This is a genomic window from Pseudomonas sp. DC1.2 (genome assembly GCF_034351645.1).
Taxonomy (GTDB): domain Bacteria; phylum Pseudomonadota; class Gammaproteobacteria; order Pseudomonadales; family Pseudomonadaceae; genus Aquipseudomonas.
The window spans coordinates 3,693,184-3,715,087 of record NZ_CP133782.1 but is presented as its reverse complement, the minus strand read 5'-3'; the positions used below and the strand labels follow the sequence as shown (position 1 = coordinate 3,715,087).

Annotated in this window: 12 protein-coding genes; 7 read left to right on the top strand and 5 right to left on the bottom strand. The window is 61.6% G+C overall.

What is annotated here, in order from left to right:
• Positions 1 to 170 precede the first annotated feature (170 nt).
• Complete coding sequence (locus RHM68_RS16620) at positions 171 to 650, top strand: SRPBCC family protein (RefSeq protein WP_322216715.1); 480 nt, start codon at positions 171 to 173, stop codon at positions 648 to 650.
• 547 nt (positions 651 to 1,197) lie between these two features.
• On the opposite strand, the gene inhA is transcribed toward RHM68_RS16620, so the two are convergent.
• Positions 1,198 to 1,893, bottom strand: coding sequence for an isonitrile hydratase (inhA, locus tag RHM68_RS16615; protein ID WP_322216713.1), 696 nt, complete (start codon positions 1,891 to 1,893; stop codon positions 1,198 to 1,200).
• Between the two features lie 90 nt (positions 1,894 to 1,983).
• Here inhA and RHM68_RS16610 point away from each other — a divergent pair, with 90 nt between their 5' ends.
• Entirely contained in the window at positions 1,984 to 2,967 is a 984-nt protein-coding gene (locus RHM68_RS16610; protein WP_322216712.1) for a GlxA family transcriptional regulator, read from the top strand.
• Here RHM68_RS16610 and RHM68_RS16605 read toward each other — a convergent pair.
• The 4 genes from RHM68_RS16605 to RHM68_RS16590 all read right to left on the bottom strand — a co-directional run bounded on the left by RHM68_RS16605 (position 2,936) and on the right by RHM68_RS16590 (position 7,111).
• On the bottom strand, positions 2,936 to 3,838 hold the full coding sequence (locus tag RHM68_RS16605; RefSeq protein ID WP_322216710.1) for an alpha/beta hydrolase: 903 nt from the start codon (positions 3,836 to 3,838) through the stop codon (positions 2,936 to 2,938). The two genes, RHM68_RS16610 and RHM68_RS16605, sit on opposite strands and share 32 nt — an antisense overlap.
• Before the next feature lie 81 nt (positions 3,839 to 3,919).
• On the bottom strand, positions 3,920 to 4,309 hold the full coding sequence (locus RHM68_RS16600) for a hypothetical protein (RefSeq protein ID WP_322216708.1): 390 nt from the start codon (positions 4,307 to 4,309) through the stop codon (positions 3,920 to 3,922).
• Between the two features lie 182 nt (positions 4,310 to 4,491).
• A complete protein-coding gene (locus tag RHM68_RS16595) occupies positions 4,492 to 6,318 on the bottom strand; it encodes a glycoside hydrolase family 15 protein (RefSeq protein WP_322216706.1) in 1,827 nt (608 codons plus the stop codon).
• On the bottom strand, positions 6,311 to 7,111 hold the full coding sequence (locus RHM68_RS16590) for an SDR family oxidoreductase (RefSeq protein ID WP_322216703.1): 801 nt from the start codon (positions 7,109 to 7,111) through the stop codon (positions 6,311 to 6,313). The genes RHM68_RS16595 and RHM68_RS16590 overlap by 8 nt, the downstream gene beginning before the upstream one ends.
• Before the next feature lie 230 nt (positions 7,112 to 7,341).
• Between RHM68_RS16590 and RHM68_RS16585 the strand changes: the two genes are divergently transcribed.
• From RHM68_RS16585 to RHM68_RS16565, 5 genes are all read left to right on the top strand, one after another.
• Positions 7,342 to 8,514: an MFS transporter gene (locus tag RHM68_RS16585; RefSeq protein ID WP_322216701.1), complete on the top strand. Its 1,173-nt coding sequence runs from the start codon at positions 7,342 to 7,344 to the stop codon at positions 8,512 to 8,514.
• Between the two features lie 94 nt (positions 8,515 to 8,608).
• On the top strand, positions 8,609 to 9,349 hold the full coding sequence (locus tag RHM68_RS16580) for a thioesterase II family protein (RefSeq protein ID WP_322216699.1): 741 nt from the start codon (positions 8,609 to 8,611) through the stop codon (positions 9,347 to 9,349).
• Positions 9,350 to 9,390: 41 nt separating this feature from the next.
• Positions 9,391 to 10,383: a TauD/TfdA family dioxygenase gene (locus RHM68_RS16575; protein ID WP_322216697.1), complete on the top strand. Its 993-nt coding sequence runs from the start codon at positions 9,391 to 9,393 to the stop codon at positions 10,381 to 10,383.
• Between the two features lie 287 nt (positions 10,384 to 10,670).
• Positions 10,671 to 14,072, top strand: a complete 3,402-nt coding sequence (locus tag RHM68_RS16570) for an amino acid adenylation domain-containing protein (RefSeq protein WP_322216695.1) — start codon at positions 10,671 to 10,673, stop codon at positions 14,070 to 14,072.
• Positions 14,069 to 21,898 carry a non-ribosomal peptide synthetase gene (locus RHM68_RS16565; protein WP_322216693.1) on the top strand — a complete coding sequence of 2,610 codons (7,830 nt, stop codon included), beginning with the start codon at positions 14,069 to 14,071 and terminating at the stop codon, positions 21,896 to 21,898. The genes RHM68_RS16570 and RHM68_RS16565 overlap by 4 nt, the downstream gene beginning before the upstream one ends.
• Positions 21,899 to 21,904: the final 6 nt, after the last annotated feature.

Sequence of the window (21,904 nt, the reverse complement as noted above, 5' to 3'; positions counted from 1 at the left end):
ATTGTTGGTCCTGGGTCTGAATGTTGAATATCGCGCACTTTAACACGTGCCTATCAGTGCTCTGAGGGGCTCCGTCCAGACGCTTAGAACGGCGGCCACGCCCGCTTGATACAACTTTAAGGTTGGTCTTGTGGTCTTTCGGGCCTACTGTTCACTGCAGGAGGTGACTTATGAACCCAGCATCAGATCGCATCGAAAGGAAGATCCTGCTTCAGGCACCGCGCGCTCAAGTCTGGCGCGTTCTGGCTAACGCCGAAGCATTTGGACAATGGTTTGGTGTGTCACTCGACGGCATGCGGTTTGTGGCCGGTGAGTGGACCCAAGGACAAGTGACATATCCCGGTTATGAACATATACGGTGGAATGTTCTGGTGGAGCGGGTCGAGCCTGAGCGGGTGTTTTCGTTTCGTTGGCACCCTTATGCTGTAGAGCCCGACGTCGACTATTCACAGGAGCCCACCACGTTGGTGACGTTCGAGCTTGAAGACATGAATAACGGTACCCTGCTAAAAGTTACCGAGTCGGGTTTCGATCACATCCCTCAACATCGTCGGCTCAAGGCATTCCGCATGGACAGCCGTGGTTGGGACGAGCAGATGAGCAATATCGAACAGTTCCTTGCCTCAACGACCCACGTACTCAACACCTGACATCTCTAAGGGTTTTCGGAAGACGTTCTATAGCGAATGTCTTACACGCACTGGTAGCTATGTCGTCTAGTGCGTATTGGATCCGAAGCGTAACCTAGCTACATCAACTGAAGCACAGGGAGTGCTCAGGATCACGGATGATCGACCATAAGCAAGGATTGCTGCCGACAGGGAGTCGTAATGGTCTTGGGAAAAACCCGCTTCGGCGGGTTTTTTTTCGTCTGGAAAAAAATCCAGTCGACCCGTGTAGGAATTCGATCAGGGAAGAGACTGGCTTATGGTTAATGGCTTACACGTTGTCGCGAGAATGTCCTCTTTTTAAGCGTTGGCGATACGTTTAATCTAGCCCCATCAACTGAAGCACAGGAAGTGCTCAGGGTCACGGATGATCGGCCACTAGCAAGGATTGCTGACGACAGGGAGTCGTAATGGTCTTGGAAAAACCCGCTCCGGCGGGTTTTTTTGTTTCACAGGAATCGAAATACCCTGCTGTTTTTGACGGCAGGTGCTGCGACGTGTCTTGACCGCCAACTGCTGTCATCGGGTATCAGCTTCTCGACGTTTGATCGAGTTTGGCGGCTACGCGCTCGGTGATCTGCTTGCGCTGTTGGATCGATTGCGCCGCACGCCGTTGAGCTTCTTCCACAATGTGCGGCGGTGCAGTTTCAGGCGTGCCCGCTGTAAACGGCGGCGCAGGCGCGTATTCAAGCTGCAATTGCACGAGTTGCGCCGTGTCGTTATCGAATAATTGCGCGGCCAGGGTCAGGGCAAAATCGATCCCCGCTGTGATCCCTCCGCCGGTCAGCAAGTTGCCATCGCGTACCACCCGATCGTTTACTGCAATCGCTCCCAGTGGCGCGAGCAAATCCTGATACGCCCAATGGGTGGTTGCCCGCTTACCCCTCAGCAACCCTGCCGCTGCGAGTACTAATGCGCCAGTGCAAACCGATGTGACATAACGTGCGTTCGCCGCTTGAGTCCTTATGAATGCTAGCGTCTGCTCATCCTCCATCAGTGGCCCGACGCCGCTACCCCCGGGAACGCAGATCACATCCAGTGGCGGGCAATCGTTGAAGGTCGTGGTCGGTTTCAGCACTAGGCCGGTGCTGGCCGTGACTGGAACCAAGTCCTTCCAGATCAAATGCACCTTCACGTCCGGCAATGAGGCCAGTACGTCGTAGGGCCCCGTCAGGTCCAGTTGCTGCACCTGTGGAAACAATAAAAAGCCGATCTGCAACGTCATGGTGTTTGTCTCATGAAGTGGGTGGACGGCTTCACTGTAGGCTCGTAGGATCTGGCGTATACGCCAATAACCCCACGAATCACGCCAACCATGTCGAAAACCATTCATGTGCTCGCGTTTGCCAATGTGCAATTGCTCGACGTCACGGGTCCTTTGCAGGTATTCGCTTCGGCCAACGATGCTGCCCGTCAGCAGGGTTTACCGCTGCCCTATGTGCCGTTGGTGATTGCCAGCGGTGGTGGTGCGGTGATGTCGTCAGCGGGTTTGGCGCTGTTGGCCGAGCCGTTGCCGGAGGGTGCCAGTGATACGTTGATCATCGCCGGTGGCTGGGGTGTTTATTCGGCGGCACAAGATCAGTCGTTGGTGGCGTGGGTCCGCGAGCATGCGGCAGGCTGTAGGCGGGTGTCGTCAGTGTGTACCGGGGCGTTTTTATTGGCTTCCAGTGGCTGGCTCGACGGTCGGCGGGTAGTGACTCACTGGACTCGCTGCGAACAGTTGGCGCAGATGTACCCAAGGCTACAGGTCGAACCCAATCCAATTTTTATCAACGACGGCCCTGTCTGGACCTCAGCAGGGGTGACCGCTGGCATTGATCTGGCACTGGCGATGGTCGAAGAGGACCTCGGTCGCGCCGTGGCCCTCGACGTTGCGCGGCAACTGGTGGTGTTTCTCAAGCGCCCAGGCGGCCAGTCGCAGTTCAGCGTAACCCTCGCGCTGCAAAAGGAAGGCAACCGTTTTGATGAACTTCACGCCTGGATCAGCGAAAACCTCGCCATGGACCTCGGCGTCTCGACGTTGGCCTCACAAGCCGGCATGAGCGAACGCAGCTTCATTCGGCACTACCGCACCGACACCGGCCAAACACCGGCCAGGGCCATCGAGCTGATTCGGGTAGAGACGGCGCGGCGGTTGCTCAGCGATACCGGCGTACCCATCAAGCGCGTAGCAGTGCAGTGCGGATTTGGCTGTGAAGAGACGTTGCGTCGCAGTTTTCTACGGGCCATGGGCGTGACGCCTCAGGCCTATCGCGAACGTTTCAGCGTCAGCGCTCCAACAGGTTCAGCAATGCCTTGATCGTTGCGTCGGGCGCTTCTTCGGGAATGTTATGGCCGACGCCTGCCAGCACTCTGCGTTCGTAGGGGCCGGTGAAGTGCGTGATGTCTTCGTCAACCTCGGGTGGCGGGCCGACGCCATCGACGGCGCCGCAGAGGGAAATCGTCGGCACACTGATAGGCGGTTGTAGGGTCAGAGCCTCTTCGATCCACTCCAGTGCCGGGTCGCCCGGGCTGTACATAAAGCGATGTCGATACGAGTGAATCACCACGTCGACGAAATCAGGATTGTCGAAGGCGGGTGCGGTTAACGGATAACGCTCCGCGCTCCGGGCCCAGGTCGGTGACCACAGGTGCCAGAGCAGTTCGCACAGCGCACGGCGGTTTTGGCTCAGACCTTCCGCGCCACGTGGGGTGTGGAAGTAGTACTGATACCACAGGCGATATTCCGTGAGCGGGTCCAGTGGCTGGCGTGCGTGAGGAATGTCCTGAAGGTTGTAGCCGTCCCCGGTCACCAGGCAGCGAACCCGCTGCGGCCAGAGCGCCGCGACAATGCACGCCGCCCGTCCGCCCCAGTCGTAACCGCAGAGCCCGGCTTGCTCAATGGCGAGGCTGTCCATCAAGTCCAGCAGGTCCTGGGCGAGGGCGGCTTGCTGCCCGGAGCGCAGGGTGTTGGGGCTGTTGAAGCGGGTCGGGCCATAACCGCGTAAGTAGGGCACGATGACGCGATAGCCACGAATGGCGAGCGCAGCGGCGATTTCGTCATAAGCGCGGGGCGAGTAGGGGAAACCGTGGAGCAGGATGACCGGGGCACCGGTGCTGGGCCCGTGTTCCTCGTAAGCGATCTGTAGTGATGGCGACTGAGCGTACTGAATGGCCGGCGCCGGATTCATGGAAAGCTCCACTGAGGCATCGTCAGGGAAAACAAGACGATCGAAGTAAAATCGCCACGAAGGCGCCGTTCAGTCCAGCGCTCAGGCGTCCGCCTCTGCCATTTGATTAAAATATTTTGATCGGTCCGGCGTGTACGTTACCACCATGTGGGTCCGCGAGCAGGTCAAAGCCTGCTCCTCACCCAGATCAATGTCCAGATCCTCACCGCGTAATCCCTGCCACTGCGCCAGGTATTTCAGCGAACCGAATTTTTCGAGTTTTTTCAGGCTGCGACTTACTCCACCTTTCCAACCCAGCACCGGCAGTTCTCCGGCGAGACATTGTTGGGCGAGAGTGGGGAAGCGGCCGGCGCGATGGCGGCCGATTTCCCAACACTTGATCAGACCTTTGTCGTGGCTTTCCCAGAGTTCATCTCGGTTAAGGCCGGATCGGAATGGGGCGTCGATGCTGCGATGGATGCGCTGGGTCATTCAGGTTCCTTGAATTCGGGTTTTTGGACAGCTCCGCTGTGCCCGTTGTAAGAGATGTTAGGGGGGGATGCCAGCGCTGGCAACAAAGTATTTCCGGGTGTCGGAATCATCAACAGGGTGGTAAACGACAGTGCTCTGTTTATCTTTTGTAGGCTCGCACCCCCCGGCTCGTTAACGCCGTCTCAAGGCTGCCACTCGGTTTTTTTTCCACTCAACTGCCGATCCAGAAAACTCGCGGCACTGATCAACGCCAAGTGCGTCAGCGCTTGTGGGGTGTTGCCCAGGTGTCGCGCGTGGCTGTCGAATTCTTCGGCATACAACCCCAGCGGGTTGGCATACCGCAGCAATTGCTCAAACTCCAGATGCGCCTTGTCCACCTGGCCGGCGCGGGCCAGGCATTCGACGTACCAGAAGGAGCACGCGGCAAAAGCGCCCTCGTTGCCGGCCAAGCCATCGAGCTGAGTGTCGTCATTGCGGTAGCGATAGACCATGCCGTCGCGCACCAGGTTTTTTTCGATGGCTTGCAGGGTCGCAAGCCAGCGTGGGTCCTTGGCGCTGACGAAGCGCACCAGCGGCATGAGCAACATCGAGCCGTCGAGGGCCGTACCCCCTTTGTACTGGACGAAGTGGCCACGCTCTTCGCTCCAGAAGTTGCTCCAGATGTCGGCGTAAATCGCTTGGCGGGTCTGATCCCAGCGGGCGAACGGGGCGGGCAGGGAGCGCTTGGATGCCAGACGAATGGCCCGGTCCATGGCGACCCAGCACATGAGTCGCGAATGCAGGAAGTCATGCTGTTCGCCGCGCATTTCCCAGATGCCGACATCCTTGTTTTGCCAGGTTTCGCAGACCTGCTCGATGACTTCTACCGTGTGCTGCCAACCTTCGTGAGAGATTGCATCGCCGTATTTGTTGACCAGGTACACCGCGTCCATCAGCTCGCCGAAAATATCGAGCTGAATCTGATCGTAAGCCCCGTTGCCAATGCGAACAGGCGTTGCGCCGCCGTGGCCAGAGAGGTGCGAGAGTTCGCTCTCTGGGAGTTCCTGGCGACCGTCGATGGCGTAGAGAATGTTGAGCTTCATCGGCTGCCCGTGGCAATCGCTAACCCGCCCGCGCAGCCAGCCCATGTACGCGTTGGCTTCCTCGACAAAGCCCAAGCGCATAAAGGCGTAGACGGTGAACGAGGCGTCACGAATCCAGGTGTAGCGATAGTCCCAATTGCGCTCCCCACCCGGTGTTTCCGGAAGACCGAACGTGGCGGCAGCGAGGATCGCGCCATGTTTGCGTGAGGTCAGCAGCTTCAGGGCCAAGGCCGAGCGATTGACCATTTCCCGCCAACGGCCGCGATAGTTTGACTGGCCAATCCAGTCGCGCCAGAACTTCAGGCTGCGCTCAAGGCACAGCGCCGCCGCGCCCTCTTTGAATCGGGGATCGTTGATGCAACCGAGCAGAAACTCAGCGCTCTGGCCTTGCTCCAAGGTGAATTCGGCGACTGCTGACGCGCCGTCGATGTGCATCACCTGATCCGAGCACAAGCGCAGCGCCGGCTGATCCGCCGCTTCGAACGCGACATCCTGTTGGTCCATGCGCGCGCGCGTGTCGGCGCGAGCGTAGTCATGCCGCACGGCACACCGCATGCGCATTGTCGCCTTGCCGCTGACCACCCGTACCCGGCGCATCAGAATCGGTAAATCGTCTGCACTGTCACCGATCGGCAACAGATCGGTTACCTCCACCACCGCACTTTCGGCGAGCCAGCGGGTGAGCAGCACGTTGGTGTCCGGCAGGTAAATTTGCTCGCGGCGAGCGTCTGGCAGGTCCGGCGACAATTGAAAAATGCCCGCCTCGGGGCTGTCCAGCAGTGAACAGAAGATCGATGGGCTGTCGAACTCCGGCCAGCAGAAAAAATCCACGCTGCCCTTGTCATTGACCAACGCCGCGGAGCGCATATCGCCGATGATGCCGTGAGCCGAGATGGGGCTTTGTCGTTCTAGGGGATGATCAACCATTGCCACGGAACTCCGGATAGAGGCTCATGCCGCCGTCAATGAACAGGGTCGTGCCGACGATGTAGTCAGAGGCATCCGAAGCGAGAAACACTACTGCATTGGCGATGTCCTCGACATCCCCGATGCGGCCATAAGGAATCAGTTTGAGTAACGCCTGTGCCGCGTCGCCTTCAGTGGCCGCGCGGTTGATCGCCGTGCGAATCGCCCCCGGTGCGATGCCGTTTATGCGAATGCGTTGGTGGCTGACCTCCTGCGCCAGGGTCTGCATGAGCATATCGACCCCGCCCTTGGAGGCAGCGTAATTGACGTGCCCGGCCCAAGGGATTCGCTGATGAACCGAACTCATGTGGATGATCTTGCCGGCAGCCCGCGACACGCCTGGGCGCACGCCTTGTTGATTGAAGAGGCGCAGGGCCGCGCGGGCGCAGAGGAACTGGCCGGTGAGGTTGACCCCAATGACCTGATTCCAGTCGGCGAGGCTCATGTCCACAGCCATCGCATCTTTTTGCATACCGGAGTTAGCGACTAAAATGTCCAGCGAGCCAAAGGTGTCCACGGTCTGGGCGAACAGCCGTTCCACGTCCTGTTCTTTCGAGACATCGGCGCCGATGGCCATGGCACGACCGCCTTGTGCGTTGATCTGCCGCGCCAGCTCCTCGGCGGGGCCAGCCTGCGAATTGTAGTTGAGCACCACCGCTGCCCCGGCGGCGGCCAAGGCTTTGGCCGCACCGGCACCGATGCCCGAACTGGCACCCGTGATGAGGGCTACTTGTTGATCGAGGGAAATTTGCATCAGCGTTGGCACCTTGAAGTGAGGGCTTATTTAGCTGACTGGTGGGGTGGCGCAGAGTTCATTTGCGACGGTTTGTGGAATGCCTCGGCGGGCTGGCTCTGTGGCGTTCACCCATCCCCTAACGGGCGCGACCCCGCTCACGACGGCCTCTGCACCGTCAGCAAACCGTTCACACTTTCCCCGCCAGTCGTCTTTGTGGCAACTTGCACGCCCTGATTGAGGCCCATCCCATGGCGAACCCCTACCGCGAATTGTTCAACGCCCCAGGTGCGCGTGCCTTTGTAATCGCAGGGATGGTTGCGCGCATGCCGATTTCCATGACCGGCATCGGTCTGATCACCCTGCTTTCGCAAGTGCATGGCGGTTACGGATTAGCCGGAGCGGTGGCCGCGACGTTTGCGCTGGCCACGGCGTTTTGCGCGCCGCAGGTATCGCGGCTGGTGGACCGATTCGGCCAGGGCCGGGTCTTGCCCTTGGCGGCGTTGCTCGGCGGCACAGCGTTGCTGGCGTTGTTGCTTTGCACAAGGTTGCAAGCGCCGTTATGGACGCTGTTTGTGTTCGCGGCGCTCGCCGGGTGTATGCCGAACATGTCGGCAATGGTCCGGGCGCGCTGGACGGAGTTGTATCGAGGTCAGCCGCAGCTGCAAACCGCGTATGCCCTGGAGTCAGTGCTGGACGAAGTCTGTTTTATTGTCGGGCCGCCGCTGTCGGTGGGGCTGTGCGTGGTGGCGTTCCCTGAGGCCGGGCCCTTGGCGGCTTTGCTGGCGTTGGCCGTTGGGGTCAGCGCATTTGTGATACAGCGCGCCACTGAACCGCCGGTGCATCCCGCTGAAGAACATCACCAAGGCTCGATTATTCGCTCGGGTGAGATTCGCCTGCTGATGGTGTTGATGACGGCCATGGGCACCATTGTCGGCGTAGTGGACGTGGTCAGCGTTGCGTTCGCTCAACAGGCGGGGCAACCGGCGGCGGCCAGTATTGTGCTGTCGGTGTACGCCATCGGTTCGTGCCTCGCCGGCCTGGCGTTCGGCGCGTTGCGCTCGACCGTGCCGCTGCCGCGCCTGTTTCTGTATGGCGGAGTGGCGACAGCGGTAACCACGTTACCGTTGTTGCTGGCGACGAACATTCTCGGGCTGTCGGTGGCGGTGTTCGTGGCCGGGCTGTTCTTTGCGCCGACGCTGATTGTGGCCATGGCGCTGGTCGAGCAAATCGTACCGCCGGCCAAGCTCACCGAAGGGCTGACCTGGCTGATCACCGGGTTGAGCATTGGTGTGGCGATAGGGGCAGCAAGCTCCGGGTGGCTGGTGGATGCGTTCGGCGCACGTAGCGGCTTTTGGGTCGCGCTAGCTGCCGGGGCGGTGGTACTGGGATCCGCAGTGCAGAGCTTTCGCCATTTGAAATGAAGGCCTGCCGGTGAGCGCCTATCGGCATCCACTGACTAATTCCGCTGGTGCCTCATCCGTTCTCTTTTACAGATAACCCATTGAGGTAAATGCGGTGACAAAACTGACACTGCTGTGCCTGCCCTATTCGGGCGCCAGCGCCATGGTCTACAGCCGCTGGCGGCGCCAATTGCCGCCCTGGCTGCACCTGCAACCGGTGGAGTTGCCGGGGCGCGGTGCTCGCTACGACGAACCCTTGCAAACCGACATGCGAGCCTTGGCCTTGCAGTTGGCTCGTGAACACCAACCGACCTTGCAGGCCCCTTACGCCTTGTTTGGACACAGTCTGGGCGCCTTGCTCGCCTGTGAAATGGCCCACGCGTTGCGCGCCCTTGGCGCCCCTGAACCGGTGGCATTGTTCGCCAGCGGGACAGCCGCCCCGAGCATGCGCAACGACTACGATCGCGGCTTCGCTGAAGCCCAGAGTGACGAGCAACTGATCGAGCAGTTGCGAACCTTCCAGGGCACCAGTGAAGAGGTGCTGGGCAATCAGGAACTGATGAGCCTGACGCTGCCAGTGCTACGCGCCGATTTCATGCTGTGCGGGCGGTTTCGTCCGATGCAGCGGCCGTTGCTCAAGTGCCCCGTGCATGTGCTCGGTGGTAAGGAAGACAAGGCCACCACTGAACAGTTGATTGGCTGGAGCAAAGAAACCCTCGGCAGTTTCTCGGTGGACATGATGACCGGTGGACACTTCTTCATTCACGAGCATGAAGCCAAGGTCCTGCGGATTATCAAGAACCATCTGGACGTCCATCATCGGCGGCATGCACAGCCGGTAGCGCCGGTTTTTTAGCTCGCGCCGTTCACCTATCGAATATTTACAGGAGGCCCGTCATGGGTGTTGCTGGGGGATTTTCCGTGCGGCCATTGTTGCCGCAACGTGGTCGCTTGCCGCTGTTGGTGGAGGCGACTGAGCCCAATACCAGCCTGTTGGCGGTATTCGACGAATTGAGTGCGCTGGTGGATGAGCATTTGCTGCGTGACGGCGGCATTCTGTTTCGCGGGTTCCAGCTCGACGGCGCCGAGCCGTTTCGTCAATTTGCGGCCGGCTTCGGTCATCCACTGTTGAACTACGAGTTCGGCTCGACGCCACGCACCCACGTGACCCAGGGGGTCTATACCTCGACGGAGTACCCGGCGCATCAACGCATTCCGCTGCACAACGAACAGGCCTACTCCCGCGACTGGCCGATGAAAATCTGGTTCTACAGCATGATCGCGGCCAGGTCGGGTGGGGAAACACCGATTGCTGACAGTCGGGAAGTGTATCGCCGTATCCCGCAGGCGATCCGTGAGCGCTTCGTCAGTAAAGGCCTGATGTACGTGCGCAACTTCGGCAACGGGCTGGATGTGGCCTGGGAAGACGTATTCAACACGCAAGACCGGGGCGTGGCCGAAGCGTACTGCAAGGCTCACGGCATCCTCTGCGAGTGGAAGGACGACGGCGAGTTGCGCACCCGCCAGACCTGCCAGGCCGTGGCGCGTCATCCGGTGACGGGCGACAGCGTCTGGTTCAATCAGGCGCATCTGTTCCACATCTCCAATTTGCCGCCGCAGGTGCGTGAAAGCCTGCTGGATATTGTCGAAGAAGAAGACCTGCCGCGTAACGTTTATTACGGTGACGGCTCGCCCATCGAAGACGCCGTCCTTAGCGAGATCCGCGCCGTTCTCGACGACTGCGCCATCAGCTTTGCCTGGCAGGAAGGGGATGTGCTAATGCTCGACAACATGCTGTCAGCCCACGCGCGCGCGCCCTTCGAAGGCCCGCGTAAAGTGATTGTGGCCATGGCCCAGGGGCATTCTCAGGAGGCGTCCGGGATTAGTTGACCCCTGCGCGCTGGAGCCCATCCGCAAGAGGCGGCAGGCCATTCGCCGGTGCGATTCTGGCAACGCATCAGCGTTGCGCTCAGCCGATCTGTCGGCTCCGACATCAGAAATACCCGTGGTGACGACGCAGCCTATTGGTGATGTAGCGCCTTCAGCGGTTGTGTGGCGCTGACAGCGACCGTCCAGACGGTCTTTGTCCACACCGCTAAATCATCGCGTTTGCCATTCGTTCTTGTTGATACGACCGGGCCTCCTGGTCACGCCGCCGATCAGCAAGGACCCCATGCATGAATGCCGCAGACGCACAGAAACTAGCCCGCCGTTTTATCGAATTGCCCCAGGACAAACGCCACTTGTTTTTGGCCGGCATGGCCCGCGAAGGGATTGATTTTGCGCAGCTCCCCATGACCGCCTGTGTCGGCACCACGGAACGCGACGGCCTATCCTATGCCCAGCAGCGGATGTGGTTTCTCTGGCAGTTAGACCCGCAAAGCGCCGCCTACAATCTGCCGATGGCGGTACGCCTGAACGGCGCGTTGCAGCCTGAGGCGCTGGAGCGTGCGTTCAGTCTGCTGGTGGCGCGGCATGAGTGCCTGCGCACCACCTTCGGCCAAGAAGGCGAGCAGGCTTTTCAGCGAGTGGCCGAGCCCAGCGCACTGACATTTGCGGTCAGCGACTTGAGTGCCTTACCCCAGGCCCAGCGTTGGCCGTGCGCGCAGCAACACATGGTGGCCGAGGCCACCCAGGCGTTCGACTTGCAACACGGGCCGTTGCTGAGCCTGCGCTTGCTGCGCATGGCCGAGCAGGAGCACGTGTTGTTGCTGACGCTGCATCACATCATTGCGGATGGCTGGTCGATGAACATCCTCATCGACGAATTCATGCGGACCTACGACGCCTTGGTTGCGGGTCGGCAGCCGACGTTACCGGCCCTCGCCGTACACTATCGCGACTATGCCCTGTGGCAGCGCAGTTGGCTGGAAGCCGGAGAGCGCGAACGTCAGCTGGATTACTGGCGTCAGCAGTTGGGCGAAGCACATCCAATCCTGGAATTGCCCACCGACCGTGCCTATCCGGCCCAGTCCAGCCATCAGGGCGCACGCCTGGAAAAAGTTATTGATGCAAGCCTGCGTCAGGGTCTGAAAAGCCTCGCTCAACGCCACGGGGTGACGCTGTTTGTGGTGCTGTTGGCGGCGTTCAAGACCTTGCTGCACCGCTACAGCGGCCAGACCGACATCCGCGTTGGTGGGTTAATCGCCAACCGTACCCGCAGTGAAACTGAAGGCTTGATCGGCTTTTTCGTCAACACTCAGATACTGCGCAGCGAGGTCACGGCGCAGACCCGTTTCGCCGACCTGTTGCAGAGCCTGCGCCAAGCGGCGCTCGGTGCTCAGGCCCATCAAGAGTTGCCGTTCGACGCGTTGCTCGAGGCCCTGCAACCGGCCCGTAGCCAAAGCCACAACCCGTTGTTCCAGGTGATGTTCAACCATCAGCCCTTGGTGACCGACCTGCACGACGTGACGCTCGACTGTGGATTGCAGGTGGGCTATTTGAGTGAAGAACAATTGGCCGGCAGCGGGCGCCAACACGCCGCCACCAGCGACTTGATGCTCGATACACGGGAGGAGGGCGAACAGTTGTTTGCGGCCTTCACCTACGCTACCGATCTCTTCGACGAGTCGACCATCGCCGCGCTGGCCGGGCATTGGCACAACCTGCTGGCGTCGGTGTGCCGCGATCCGCAGCAAGCCGTGGGTGCGTTGTCGATGCTGGCCGAAGACGAACGCGAAGGCTTGATCCAGCACACTCAAGCCTCGGCCAGAATGGCGTGCGTGCAGCAGTTGTTCGAAGCACAAGTCGCGCGTACTCCCGCCGCATCAGCACTGATTCTGGCGACGGATCAAGCGCCGTCACTCAGTTATGCCGAGCTCAATATTCGCAGCAATCGCCTGGCCCATCATTTGCGCGCCCACGGCGTTGGTCCGGATGTACTGGTCGGGGTGGCGCTCGGTCGCTCAATAGAATTGGCGGTCGCGTTGCTGGCAGTGCTCAAGGCCGGTGGCGCTTATGTGCCGCTGGACCCGCAAACACCCGCCGAACGCCTGCGTCACGTACTCGATGACAGCGGTTTGAAACTGCTACTGACCGACCGTGAGTCGCTGGTCAGTCTGCCGAATCTAGCGGGTATCGACTGCCTGTGCGTGGACCGTTTGCCATGCGATGAGGCAACAGATAACCCGCAGGTGGCGGTTGACGCGCAGAACCTGGCTTACGTGATCTACACCTCGGGTTCTACCGGAAGGCCCAAGGGCGTCGCGGTCAGTCACGGCGCCTTGAGCGAGTTCATCGAGCGCGCCATCGACTACAGCGATCTGCACGAAGGCGACCGGGTGTTGCAGTTTGCCACGAGCAGTTTCGACGGTTTCGTCGAGCAATTTTTCCCGCCGCTGTGCCACGGCGCCTGCGTGGTTTTGCGCGATACGCGGCTGTGGGACAGCGCGACACTGCATCAAGTGATCCTCGAACACGGCATTACCCTGGCCGATTTGCCGGCGGCTTACTGGCACTGGCTGGTGCAGGATTACGCGGCCAACCCGCCCACCCATTTCGGCGCCCTGCGCCAGATTCACGTGGGCGGCGAGGCCATGGCGGTGGAGGGTCTGCACCTGTGGCAGCGCGCCGGGTTGAGCCATGTGCGCCTGCTCAATACCTACGGACCGACCGAGGCGACGGTGGTCTCGACGATTCACGATTGCAGCGCCCTGACGCCCGACGCCGTGTCGTGGCGCGGTATACCGATCGGCCACGGTCTGGCTCAACGCCGACTGTATGTGCTCGACGATGATTTGAACGTGCTGCCCCAAGGCGCGGTGGGCGAGTTGTACATCGGTGGTCCGGGCCTGGCCCGTGGTTATCACCAGCAGCCGACCCTCAGCGCCGAGCGCTTTATCGCCGATCCGTTTGCTGTCGGTGAGCGCCTGTACCGCACCGGTGACCGCACCCGATGGCGGACCGACGGGGCGCTGGAGTACGTCGGTCGGGTGGACCATCAGGTGAAAATTCGCGGTTTCCGCATTGAGTTGGGCGAGATCGAGTCGCGCTTGCAGCAGTGCGCGGGGATTCGCGAAGCGGTGGTGCTGGCCCTTACGCTGACCACCGGGCTGCAACTGGTGGCTTACCTGGTCGCCGATGATGCCGTGCTCGATAGCGTGGCCGAGCAGGCGGCGTTCCGTCAGCAGGTCCGCGCCTCGTTGCAAGCCAGTCTGCCGGACTACATGGTGCCGAGTCACTGGCTGATCTTGCCGCACTTGCCGCTGACACCCAGCGGCAAGCTGGACCGCAAGGCGCTGCCGGCGCCCGACCCACGTCAGTTACAGGCTGACTATCGGGCGCCGCACACCGAGACCGAACGCTGCCTGGCGCAGATCTGGAGGGAGGTGTTGCAGGTTCCCCAAGCCGGTCTTGACGACCACTTCTTCGAGTTGGGCGGCCATTCTTTACTGGCTGCGCAAGTGATCGCCCGGATCAAAAACCAATTGGGCGTAAGCCTGCCGTTGCGCAGCTTGTTTGAAAAACCGCTGCTGGGTGATCTGGCGCTGGAGTTGGCACAACTGATCGGTGGTGCTGCGAGTAACGACTGGTCCGATATGGACCAGTTCATGAGTTCCCTGGAAGGAGTTGACGTATGAGTGGCAGCATGGCGCAGCGTATTGCTAAAAGATTCGTCGGTTTGCCACTGGAGCAACGTCGATTATTTCTGGCCAAACTGCGGGAGGAGGGCAAGGATTTCAGTCTGCTGCCCCTGCCCGTCAGTCGTCATGACTGCCCGCTGATACCGCTGTCGTTTGCCCAGCAGCGCCTGTTGTTTCTGTGGCAACTCGACCCACAGAGCGCCGCTTACAACATGGCCGCCGGTTTGCGTTTGCACGGGCAGTTGAACGAGGGGGCGTTGCTGCGCTCCTTCGAGCACTTGGTGGCCCGCCACGAAGTGCTGCGCACGGTGTTCCAGACGGACGGCGATCAGCCGGCTCAGGTGATCCTCGATCAGCAACACGTGCCGCTGCAACGCATCGATTTATCCGGTCACGCCCCGCAAGAGCGAGAGGCCGAGCTGGCGCAACGGGTGCAGGCCGTGACCGCGCAGCCCTTCGATTTGCGTCACGGTCCGTTGTTGCGCGCCAGCCTGTTTTGCCTGTCTGCGGACGAATCCGTGCTGGTGGTGAGCATGCACCACATCGTCTCCGATGGCTGGTCGATGGACGTGATGGTCAAGGAGTTTGTGCAGTGCTATCAGGCTTTCAGCCTTGAGCGCGAGCCGACATTGCCAGAACTGGCGTTGCAATACGCCGATTACGCCATCTGGCAGCGTCGCTGGCTAGAAGCCGGCGAAGGCGAGCGACAGCTCGACTACTGGCGCCAGCAGTTGGGTGACGAACACCCGCTACTGGACGTGGCCGCGGATTATGCGCGGCCTCCGACCCAGAGCTTTGAAGGCCAGACCCTGAGCTTTGATTTTGGCTCGGACCTGTCCCGCCAACTCAACGGTTTTGCCCGAGCCCAGGGCATCAGTTTGTTCATGCTGGTACTGGCCGGTTTTTCGTTGTTTGTGTCACGTCAGGCAGGGCAGCGGGACATTCGGGTCGGCGTACCGAACGCCAATCGCGGGCGCGCCGAAGTCGAGGGCTTGATCGGTTTCTTCGTCAATACCCAAGTGCTGCGCTGCCAGGTCGATGAACGCGCTAGCTTCAATGATTTGCTGGCTCAGGTTCGTGAAGCCTCTTTCGGCGCCCAGGCTCATCAGGAGTTACCGTTCGAGCAACTGGTGGATGAACTGGTGGAGGAGCGCACCCTGGGCCATAACCCGCTGTTTCAGGTCAAGTTCAACCAGAACGTGGGCATGCACAAGCAGCGCTCGCTGGCGTTGCCGGGCCTGAGCGTTACGGAATACCCACTGCATAAGGACGGCACCCACTTCGACCTGGCGCTGGACATCACCGACGATGGCGCGCTGATCCATGGGCAAATCACCTATGCCAGCGACCTTTACCGGCGTTCGACCGTCGATGGGTTTGTCCCGGCGCTACTCGGTGTGTTCGCTGAGCTGCTGAAGGCCCCGCAAGCGCCGCTGCACAGCGTCGCAACCACGCCGCCGCCAGCCGCCGATGCCTGTGCTGAGCCGGCCTTGCTGGTGTTGCAACACTGGGAACGAGAAGTCGCACGGCAACCCCAGGCACTGGCGGCCCGAGGTCTTGAGCAGACCCTGAGTTTTCAGGCGCTGGATCAGGCGGCCAATCGCCTCGCGCATTATCTGCGGGCTCAAGGTGTGCGCGAGGGCCAACCGGTGGCGGTGCTGATGGAGCGCTCCCTGGACTGGCTGACCTGCGTGCTGGGCATTTTCAAGGCCGGGGCGGTGTACATGCCGCTGGACGTCAAGGCCCCCGAGGCGCGGTTGCAGCAGATGCTCGGCAGGGCGCAGGCGCGGGTGCTGTTGTGCGCCGACGGTGACCCGCGCATCGCCAGCCTGGCGGTATCCGGTTGCCAAGGCGTGGCCTTTGCGCCGCCGCACTGGCAGGACCAGCCTGCGACCCGTCCAGCGTTGACGCTGTTGGCGGATTCGCCGGCCTATGTGATTCACACCTCCGGTTCCACCGGGCAACCCAAAGGGGTGCTGGTCAGCCACGCGGCGCTGGCCAGTTACGTGCGCGGCGCGCTGGAACGCCTGGCGCTGGCACCGGACACAAGCATGGCGCTGGTCTCCACCAACGCGGCCGACTTGGGCTTTACCGTGTTGTTCGGGGCGCTGTGTTCGGGGCGTTTGTTGCACGTGCTGCCGCAAGCGTTGGGCTTTGACCCGGACCGTTTTGCCGAGTACATGACCGAGCACCAGGTGGGCGTATTGAAAATTGTGCCGGGGCATTTGTCGGCGCTGTTGCAGGCCTCGCGGCCCGCTGACGTGTTGCCGCAACACGCACTGATCGTCGGCGGTGAGGCTTGCTCGCCCGCGCTGCTGGCGCAGGTCCGGCAGCTCAAGCCGGGCTGTCGTTTGATTAACCACTATGGCCCCAGCGAAACCACGGTTGGCGTATTGACCCATGAGGTCATCGACCTCGACCCAAGCGCCCGCTGCATTGCGGTGGGCGCGCCACTGCCGGGCGCGCAGGTGTACGTGTTGGACGATGTGCTCAACGCCGTGGCCGATCAGGTCGCTGGCGAGTTGTACATCGGCGGCGACAGCGTGGCCTTGGGCTACTTGCAGCAGCCGGGGCTGACCGCCGAGCGCTTCGTGCCCGATCCCTTTGGCGCGGCGGGCCGTCGGGTTTACCGCAGCGGTGATCGGGTGCGACGCAACCGACAGCAGGCGCTGGAATTCATCGGCCGTGCCGATGATCAGGTCAAGGTCCGGGGCTATCGGGTGGAGCCGGCAGAAGTGGCCCAGGTTCTGCTGGGGTTCGACGACGTCAGCGCCGCCGTCGTGTTGGCGCTGGCGCTGGACGGCGATGAGTCGCGGCTGCAATTGGTCGCGTATTGCGTAGGTGTTGCGCGCGGGTCGGTGTCGGTGGAGGGGCTGCGCCAGCAGTTGCAGGCCTGCCTGCCGGACTATCTGGTGCCGGCGCACATTGTCCTGCTCGAACACCTGCCGCTTACCGCCAACGGCAAACTGGACAAACGCGCTTTGCCGGTGCCGGGCGTGGTCACCCAGCGCTTTGTCGCGCCGGTGGGTGAGGTCGAAGAGACACTGGCGGCGATCTGGGCGCAGGTGCTCAAGCTTGAGCGCGTGGGCAGCACCGACAACTTCTTCGAGTTGGGCGGCGACTCGATTCTCAGCCTGCAAATCATTGCCCGGGCCAAGCGCCAAGGCATCAAGTTGAGCCCCAAGCAGGTGTTCGAGAAACAGACCATCGGCCAGTTGGCTGCCGTGGCGAAACTGATCGTGGCCAAGCCGACGGTCGAGGTGACGCAACAGGTCGCTGGCAACCTGCCGTTGCTGCCGATCCAGGCGCGTTTCTTTGAGCTGCCCATCCCCGAACGTCAGCACTGGAACCAGTCGGTCATGCTGCAACCGCAGACAACTCTGGACGCCGGGCACCTGCACAACGCCTTGTTGGCCCTGATCGAGCAGCACGCTGCGCTGGCCTTGAGCTTCCAGCCCGCAGGCGATGCCTGGCAGGCAACGTTCCAGGCTCAGCGCGACCCTGAATTGTTGTGGGTGCGAGAACTCCACGAGCTGGCGGACCTGCCGGCGCTGGCGAGCACCGCTCAACGCAGCCTTGATGTGCAACAGGGGCGACTGATGCGCGCGGTGCTGGTGAACGTGCCGGACGGTGCGCAACGCTTGCTGCTGGTCATCCATCACCTGGTGGTGGACGGCGTGTCCTGGCGCATCCTGCTCGAAGATTTGCAGCAGGCATACACGACGTTGGCGGCGGGTAATGCCCTGGCCTTGGCAGCCAAAAGCAGCTCGCTGCAACAGTGGGCCGAGCACCTGCATCGCTACGCACAGAGTGAGGTGCTGGGGGCGGAGCGCGATTATTGGAGACAAACCCTGGCCGCTGACGAGACGCCGCTGCCCCAGGACTTTGCAACGACCACCCAGACCCAGGCTCAGGCGGCCCGTGTGACCTCGCGCCTGAGCAAGGCGCTGACCCACAAACTGCTCAAAGTGGCGCCCGCCGCCTATCGGACCCAGATCAACGACCTGTTGCTCACGGCGCTGGCGCGGGTGTTGTGTGACTGGAGTGAACACCCATCGGTGCTGATTCAGCTCGAAGGTCATGGCCGTGAAGACCTGTTCGATGACCTCGACCTGAGCCGCACGGTCGGCTGGTTCAGCAGTCTGTTCCCGGTCCGGTTGACGCCGCACACCGAACGCGGCACCTCGCTGTGTGCGATCAAGGAGCAACTGCGTGCGGTGCCGGGCAAAGGCATAGGCTATGGCGTGCTGCGTTACCTGACGCGGGACGAGCCTTTGCGCGCATGGAGGCAGCCGCAAGTGACGTTCAATTACCTGGGGCAGTTTGACGGCGCATTCAACGCCGCCGAGGAGGCGTTGTTCGTGCCCACCGGGGAAAGTACCGGGGCCAACCAAGACGCCGCCGCGCCGCTGGGCAATGGGTTGAGTATCGATGGTCAGGTGTATGGCGCCGAGTTGGAATTGACCTGGACCTTCGGCGTGGGCATGTACCGCCCGCAAACCATTCAGGCCCTGGCCGATGCTTATCGTCACGAGCTTGAACAGTTGATTGAACACTGCTGTGACAGCGAACAGGCTGGTGTCACGCCGTCAGACTTTTCGCTGGTGGACCTGACCCAGGCGCAATTGTCTGCGCTGTCAGTGCCGGCCCGCGACATCAGCGACCTGTACCCATTGTCGCCGATGCAGCAAGGCATCCTCTTTCACAGCATCAATGAGCCCGATGGCCCGGCCTACACCAACCAGTTGCGGGTTGATGTGCAGCACCTGGATGCCGAACGTTTCCGTCAGGCCTGGCAGCAAACCCTCGACGCGCACGAGATTCTGCGCACTGTGTTTGTCTGGCCGGACGCGGCCGCCGCCGCGGTTCAACTGGTCCGTCAGAGCGTGCAGATGCCGTGGGTCGAGCATGACTGGCGCGCTCGCCATGATCTTGATACGGCGTTGACGCAGCTGGCACAGGACGATCTGGCCAATGGTTTTGAACTGCACAGGGCGCCGTTGTTGCGAGTGTTGTTGGTGCAAACCGGGGAATCGCAGCATCACTTGATCTACACCAGCCACCACATTCTGATGGATGGCTGGAGCACCTCGCAGTTGTTTGGTGAAGTGCTGCAGCGCTACGCCGGCATCACCCCGGCCAAGGCGCCGGGGCGTTATCGCGATTACATCGAGTGGCTGGCGCAGCGTGACGCGCCGCTCAGTCAGGCATTTTGGGTGTCGGCGCTTACCCGCCTTGAAGAGCCGACCCGGCTGGCCAGTGCCATGGCGCCTGGGCAGCAACTTAGCCGCGGTTATGCCGATCACCAGCACGTCTTCAGTGAACAACTGACCACCGACCTGAACCGTTTTGCCAGGGCACAGAAAGTCACCCTCAACACCTTGATGCAAGCCGCCTGGCTGGTGCTGTTGCAGCGTTACACCGGCCAGGCCACCGTGGCTTTCGGTGCCACCGTGGCCGGACGCCCCACCGATTTACCCGGCGTCGAACAACAGATCGGCCTGTTCATCAATACCTTGCCGGTGGTGGCGTCGCCGTCCGCCGAGCTAACGGTCAGCCAGTGGTTGCAGCAGGTGCAGGGCCTGAACCTGGCCCTGCGTGAGCACGAACACACGCCGCTTTACGAGATCCAGCGTTGGGCTGGGGGCGGTGCGCTGTTCGACAGCATTTTGGTGTTCGAAAACTACCCGATGGCTGAAGCGCTGGAGCAGGGCCAGGCCACAGGGCTGGTGTTTTCAAGCATCAGCCGTCAGGAACAGACCCACTATCCGCTGACGCTGGTGGCGGTCACCGGTCGTCAACTGAGCCTGGGGGTGAGCTTCGATCAGGTCTGTTTCGACGCACCGACCATTGCCCGGTTGAGTGCTCAGCTTGAAAGCTTGATGACGCAGTTTCTCGCGGACGCCACGCAAGCGTTGGGAGCGCTGCACCTGTTGCATGGCGAGGAGCGTCAGGCTGCCATCGACTGGGGCAAGGCCTTGGTCATGCCGCGCGATTCGCGCACGGTACTTGAGCGGATCGACGCGCAGGTTCGACGCCAACCAGAGGCGGCGGCGGTTCTGTTTGCCGATCAGCAGATCGACTACCGCGACCTTGACGCCCGTGCCAATCGCCTCGCGCACAAGTTACAAGCGTTGGGCGTCGGCCCCGAAGTGCGGGTCGGCGTGTGCCTGCGCCGGACCCCGCAAATGCTGGTCGGCCTGCTGGCGATTCTCAAGGCCGGCGGCGCCTACGTGCCGCTGGACCCGGACTATCCGCAAGCGCGTTTGCTGCACATGCTGGAGGACAGTTGCGCGGCAGTGCTGCTGACCGAACCGGTGGCACAGGCGCTGCTGCCCGCGACGTTGTCGTCGCAGGTGCTGCTGGTTGAAGCACGGCCTGACTGGCTGCATGAGTTCCCGTCTACGGCACCTTCCATCGGCATCGAGGGGCAGAACCTGGCGTATGTCATCTACACCTCGGGTTCCACTGGCCAGCCCAAAGGCGTGGCGATAACCCATGGCAACCTCGCCGCGCTCATCCAGTGGTCCGAGGGTGTGTATCGCCCTGAGCAATTACGCGGCGTGCTGGCCTCGACCTCGATTTGCTTCGACCTCTCGGTCTGGGAAATTTTCGTCACCCTGGCCTGTGGCGGTTGCATGGTCTTGGCCGACAACGCCCTGGCGCTGGCCGATTTGCCAGCCCGCGAGCGGGTCACGCTGATCAATACGGTGCCGTCGGCGATTGCTGCATTGCAGCGTGCCGGACAGATTCCCGCGTCGGTCAGCACCCTCAACCTGGCCGGTGAGCCGCTCAAGCAGACGTTGGTGGACACGCTCTACGCGAACCCCTCGATCCAGCAGGTCTATGACCTGTACGGGCCATCGGAAGACACCACTTACTCGACGTTCACCCTGCGCACCGCGCAGGGGCAGGCGAACATCGGGCGGCCGCTGGATAACACCGTGGCGTACCTGCTCGACAGTCAGTTGCAGGTGCTGCCGGCCGGTGTGGCCGCCGAGTTGTACCTGGCCGGTGCCGGGGTGAGCCGGGGTTACCTGATGCGTGCGGGGCTGACCGCTGAGCGCTTTGTGCCAAACCCGTTCGCCGGTAATGGCGAACGGCTTTACCGTTCCGGCGATCTGGTTCGCCAGGGGCCGGACGCCACCCTCGAGTACATCGGTCGCGCCGATCATCAGGTGAAAATTCGCGGCTTCCGCATCGAGCTGAACGAAATCGAAGCGCGTCTGCTGGAGCAGGTCGAGGTTCGAGAGGCCGTGGTGCTGGCCCAGGACGGGACGGCGGGCAAGCAGTTGCAGGCGTATGTCGTACCGTCGGAGTCAGGTGCGGACTCTCCCGCGCTGGCGCAACAGTTGCGAGCGGCGTTGGCCAGTCGGTTGCCGGCGTACATGGTGCCGGGGCATTTGCACCTGATCGATGCCGTGCCGCTGACCCCCAACGGCAAACTGGACCGCAAGGCCCTGATTGCCCTGGGCGGCAGTTCAAGTCAGCAGCACTACGAAGCGCCGCACAGCAATGTGCAACGGCAAGTGGCGGCGATCTGGCAAGAGGTGCTGGAGGTAGAACGTGTAGGCCTCACCGACAACTTCTTCCAGCTCGGTGGGCATTCGTTGTTGGCGACGCTGGTGGTGACTCGGATCAAGGAACGCCTGGGGGATAAGGTCGCGCTCAAGGCGCTGTTCGAAGCCGACACACTGCACGCGTTCTGCCATCGGATCGAAGCCTTGCGCGTCGATTTATCGCCGGTTCAGGACGAATTGGCTAAATCCCTGGAGGCCCTCAAACGTCTATCCCTCGATGATCTGGAAAAACTGATTTCTTGAGAGGGA

Bases quoted from the DNA above. Each gene is read 5' to 3' on its own strand.
- RHM68_RS16620 (WP_322216715.1), top strand. From the start codon at position 171: ATGAACCCAGCATCAGATCGCATCGAAAGGAAGATCCTGCTTCAGGCA.
- inhA (WP_322216713.1), bottom strand. From the start codon at position 1,893: ATGACGTTGCAGATCGGCTTTTTATTGTTTCCACAGGTGCAGCAACTG.
- RHM68_RS16610 (WP_322216712.1), top strand. From the start codon at position 1,984: ATGTCGAAAACCATTCATGTGCTCGCGTTTGCCAATGTGCAATTGCTC.
- RHM68_RS16605 (WP_322216710.1), bottom strand. From the start codon at position 3,838: ATGAATCCGGCGCCGGCCATTCAGTACGCTCAGTCGCCATCACTACAG.
- RHM68_RS16600 (WP_322216708.1), bottom strand. From the start codon at position 4,309: ATGACCCAGCGCATCCATCGCAGCATCGACGCCCCATTCCGATCCGGC.
- RHM68_RS16595 (WP_322216706.1), bottom strand. From the start codon at position 6,318: ATGGTTGATCATCCCCTAGAACGACAAAGCCCCATCTCGGCTCACGGC.
- RHM68_RS16590 (WP_322216703.1), bottom strand. From the start codon at position 7,111: ATGCAAATTTCCCTCGATCAACAAGTAGCCCTCATCACGGGTGCCAGT.
- RHM68_RS16585 (WP_322216701.1), top strand. From the start codon at position 7,342: ATGGCGAACCCCTACCGCGAATTGTTCAACGCCCCAGGTGCGCGTGCC.
- RHM68_RS16575 (WP_322216697.1), top strand. From the start codon at position 9,391: ATGGGTGTTGCTGGGGGATTTTCCGTGCGGCCATTGTTGCCGCAACGT.
- RHM68_RS16570 (WP_322216695.1), top strand. From the start codon at position 10,671: ATGAATGCCGCAGACGCACAGAAACTAGCCCGCCGTTTTATCGAATTG.
- RHM68_RS16565 (WP_322216693.1), top strand. From the start codon at position 14,069: ATGAGTGGCAGCATGGCGCAGCGTATTGCTAAAAGATTCGTCGGTTTG.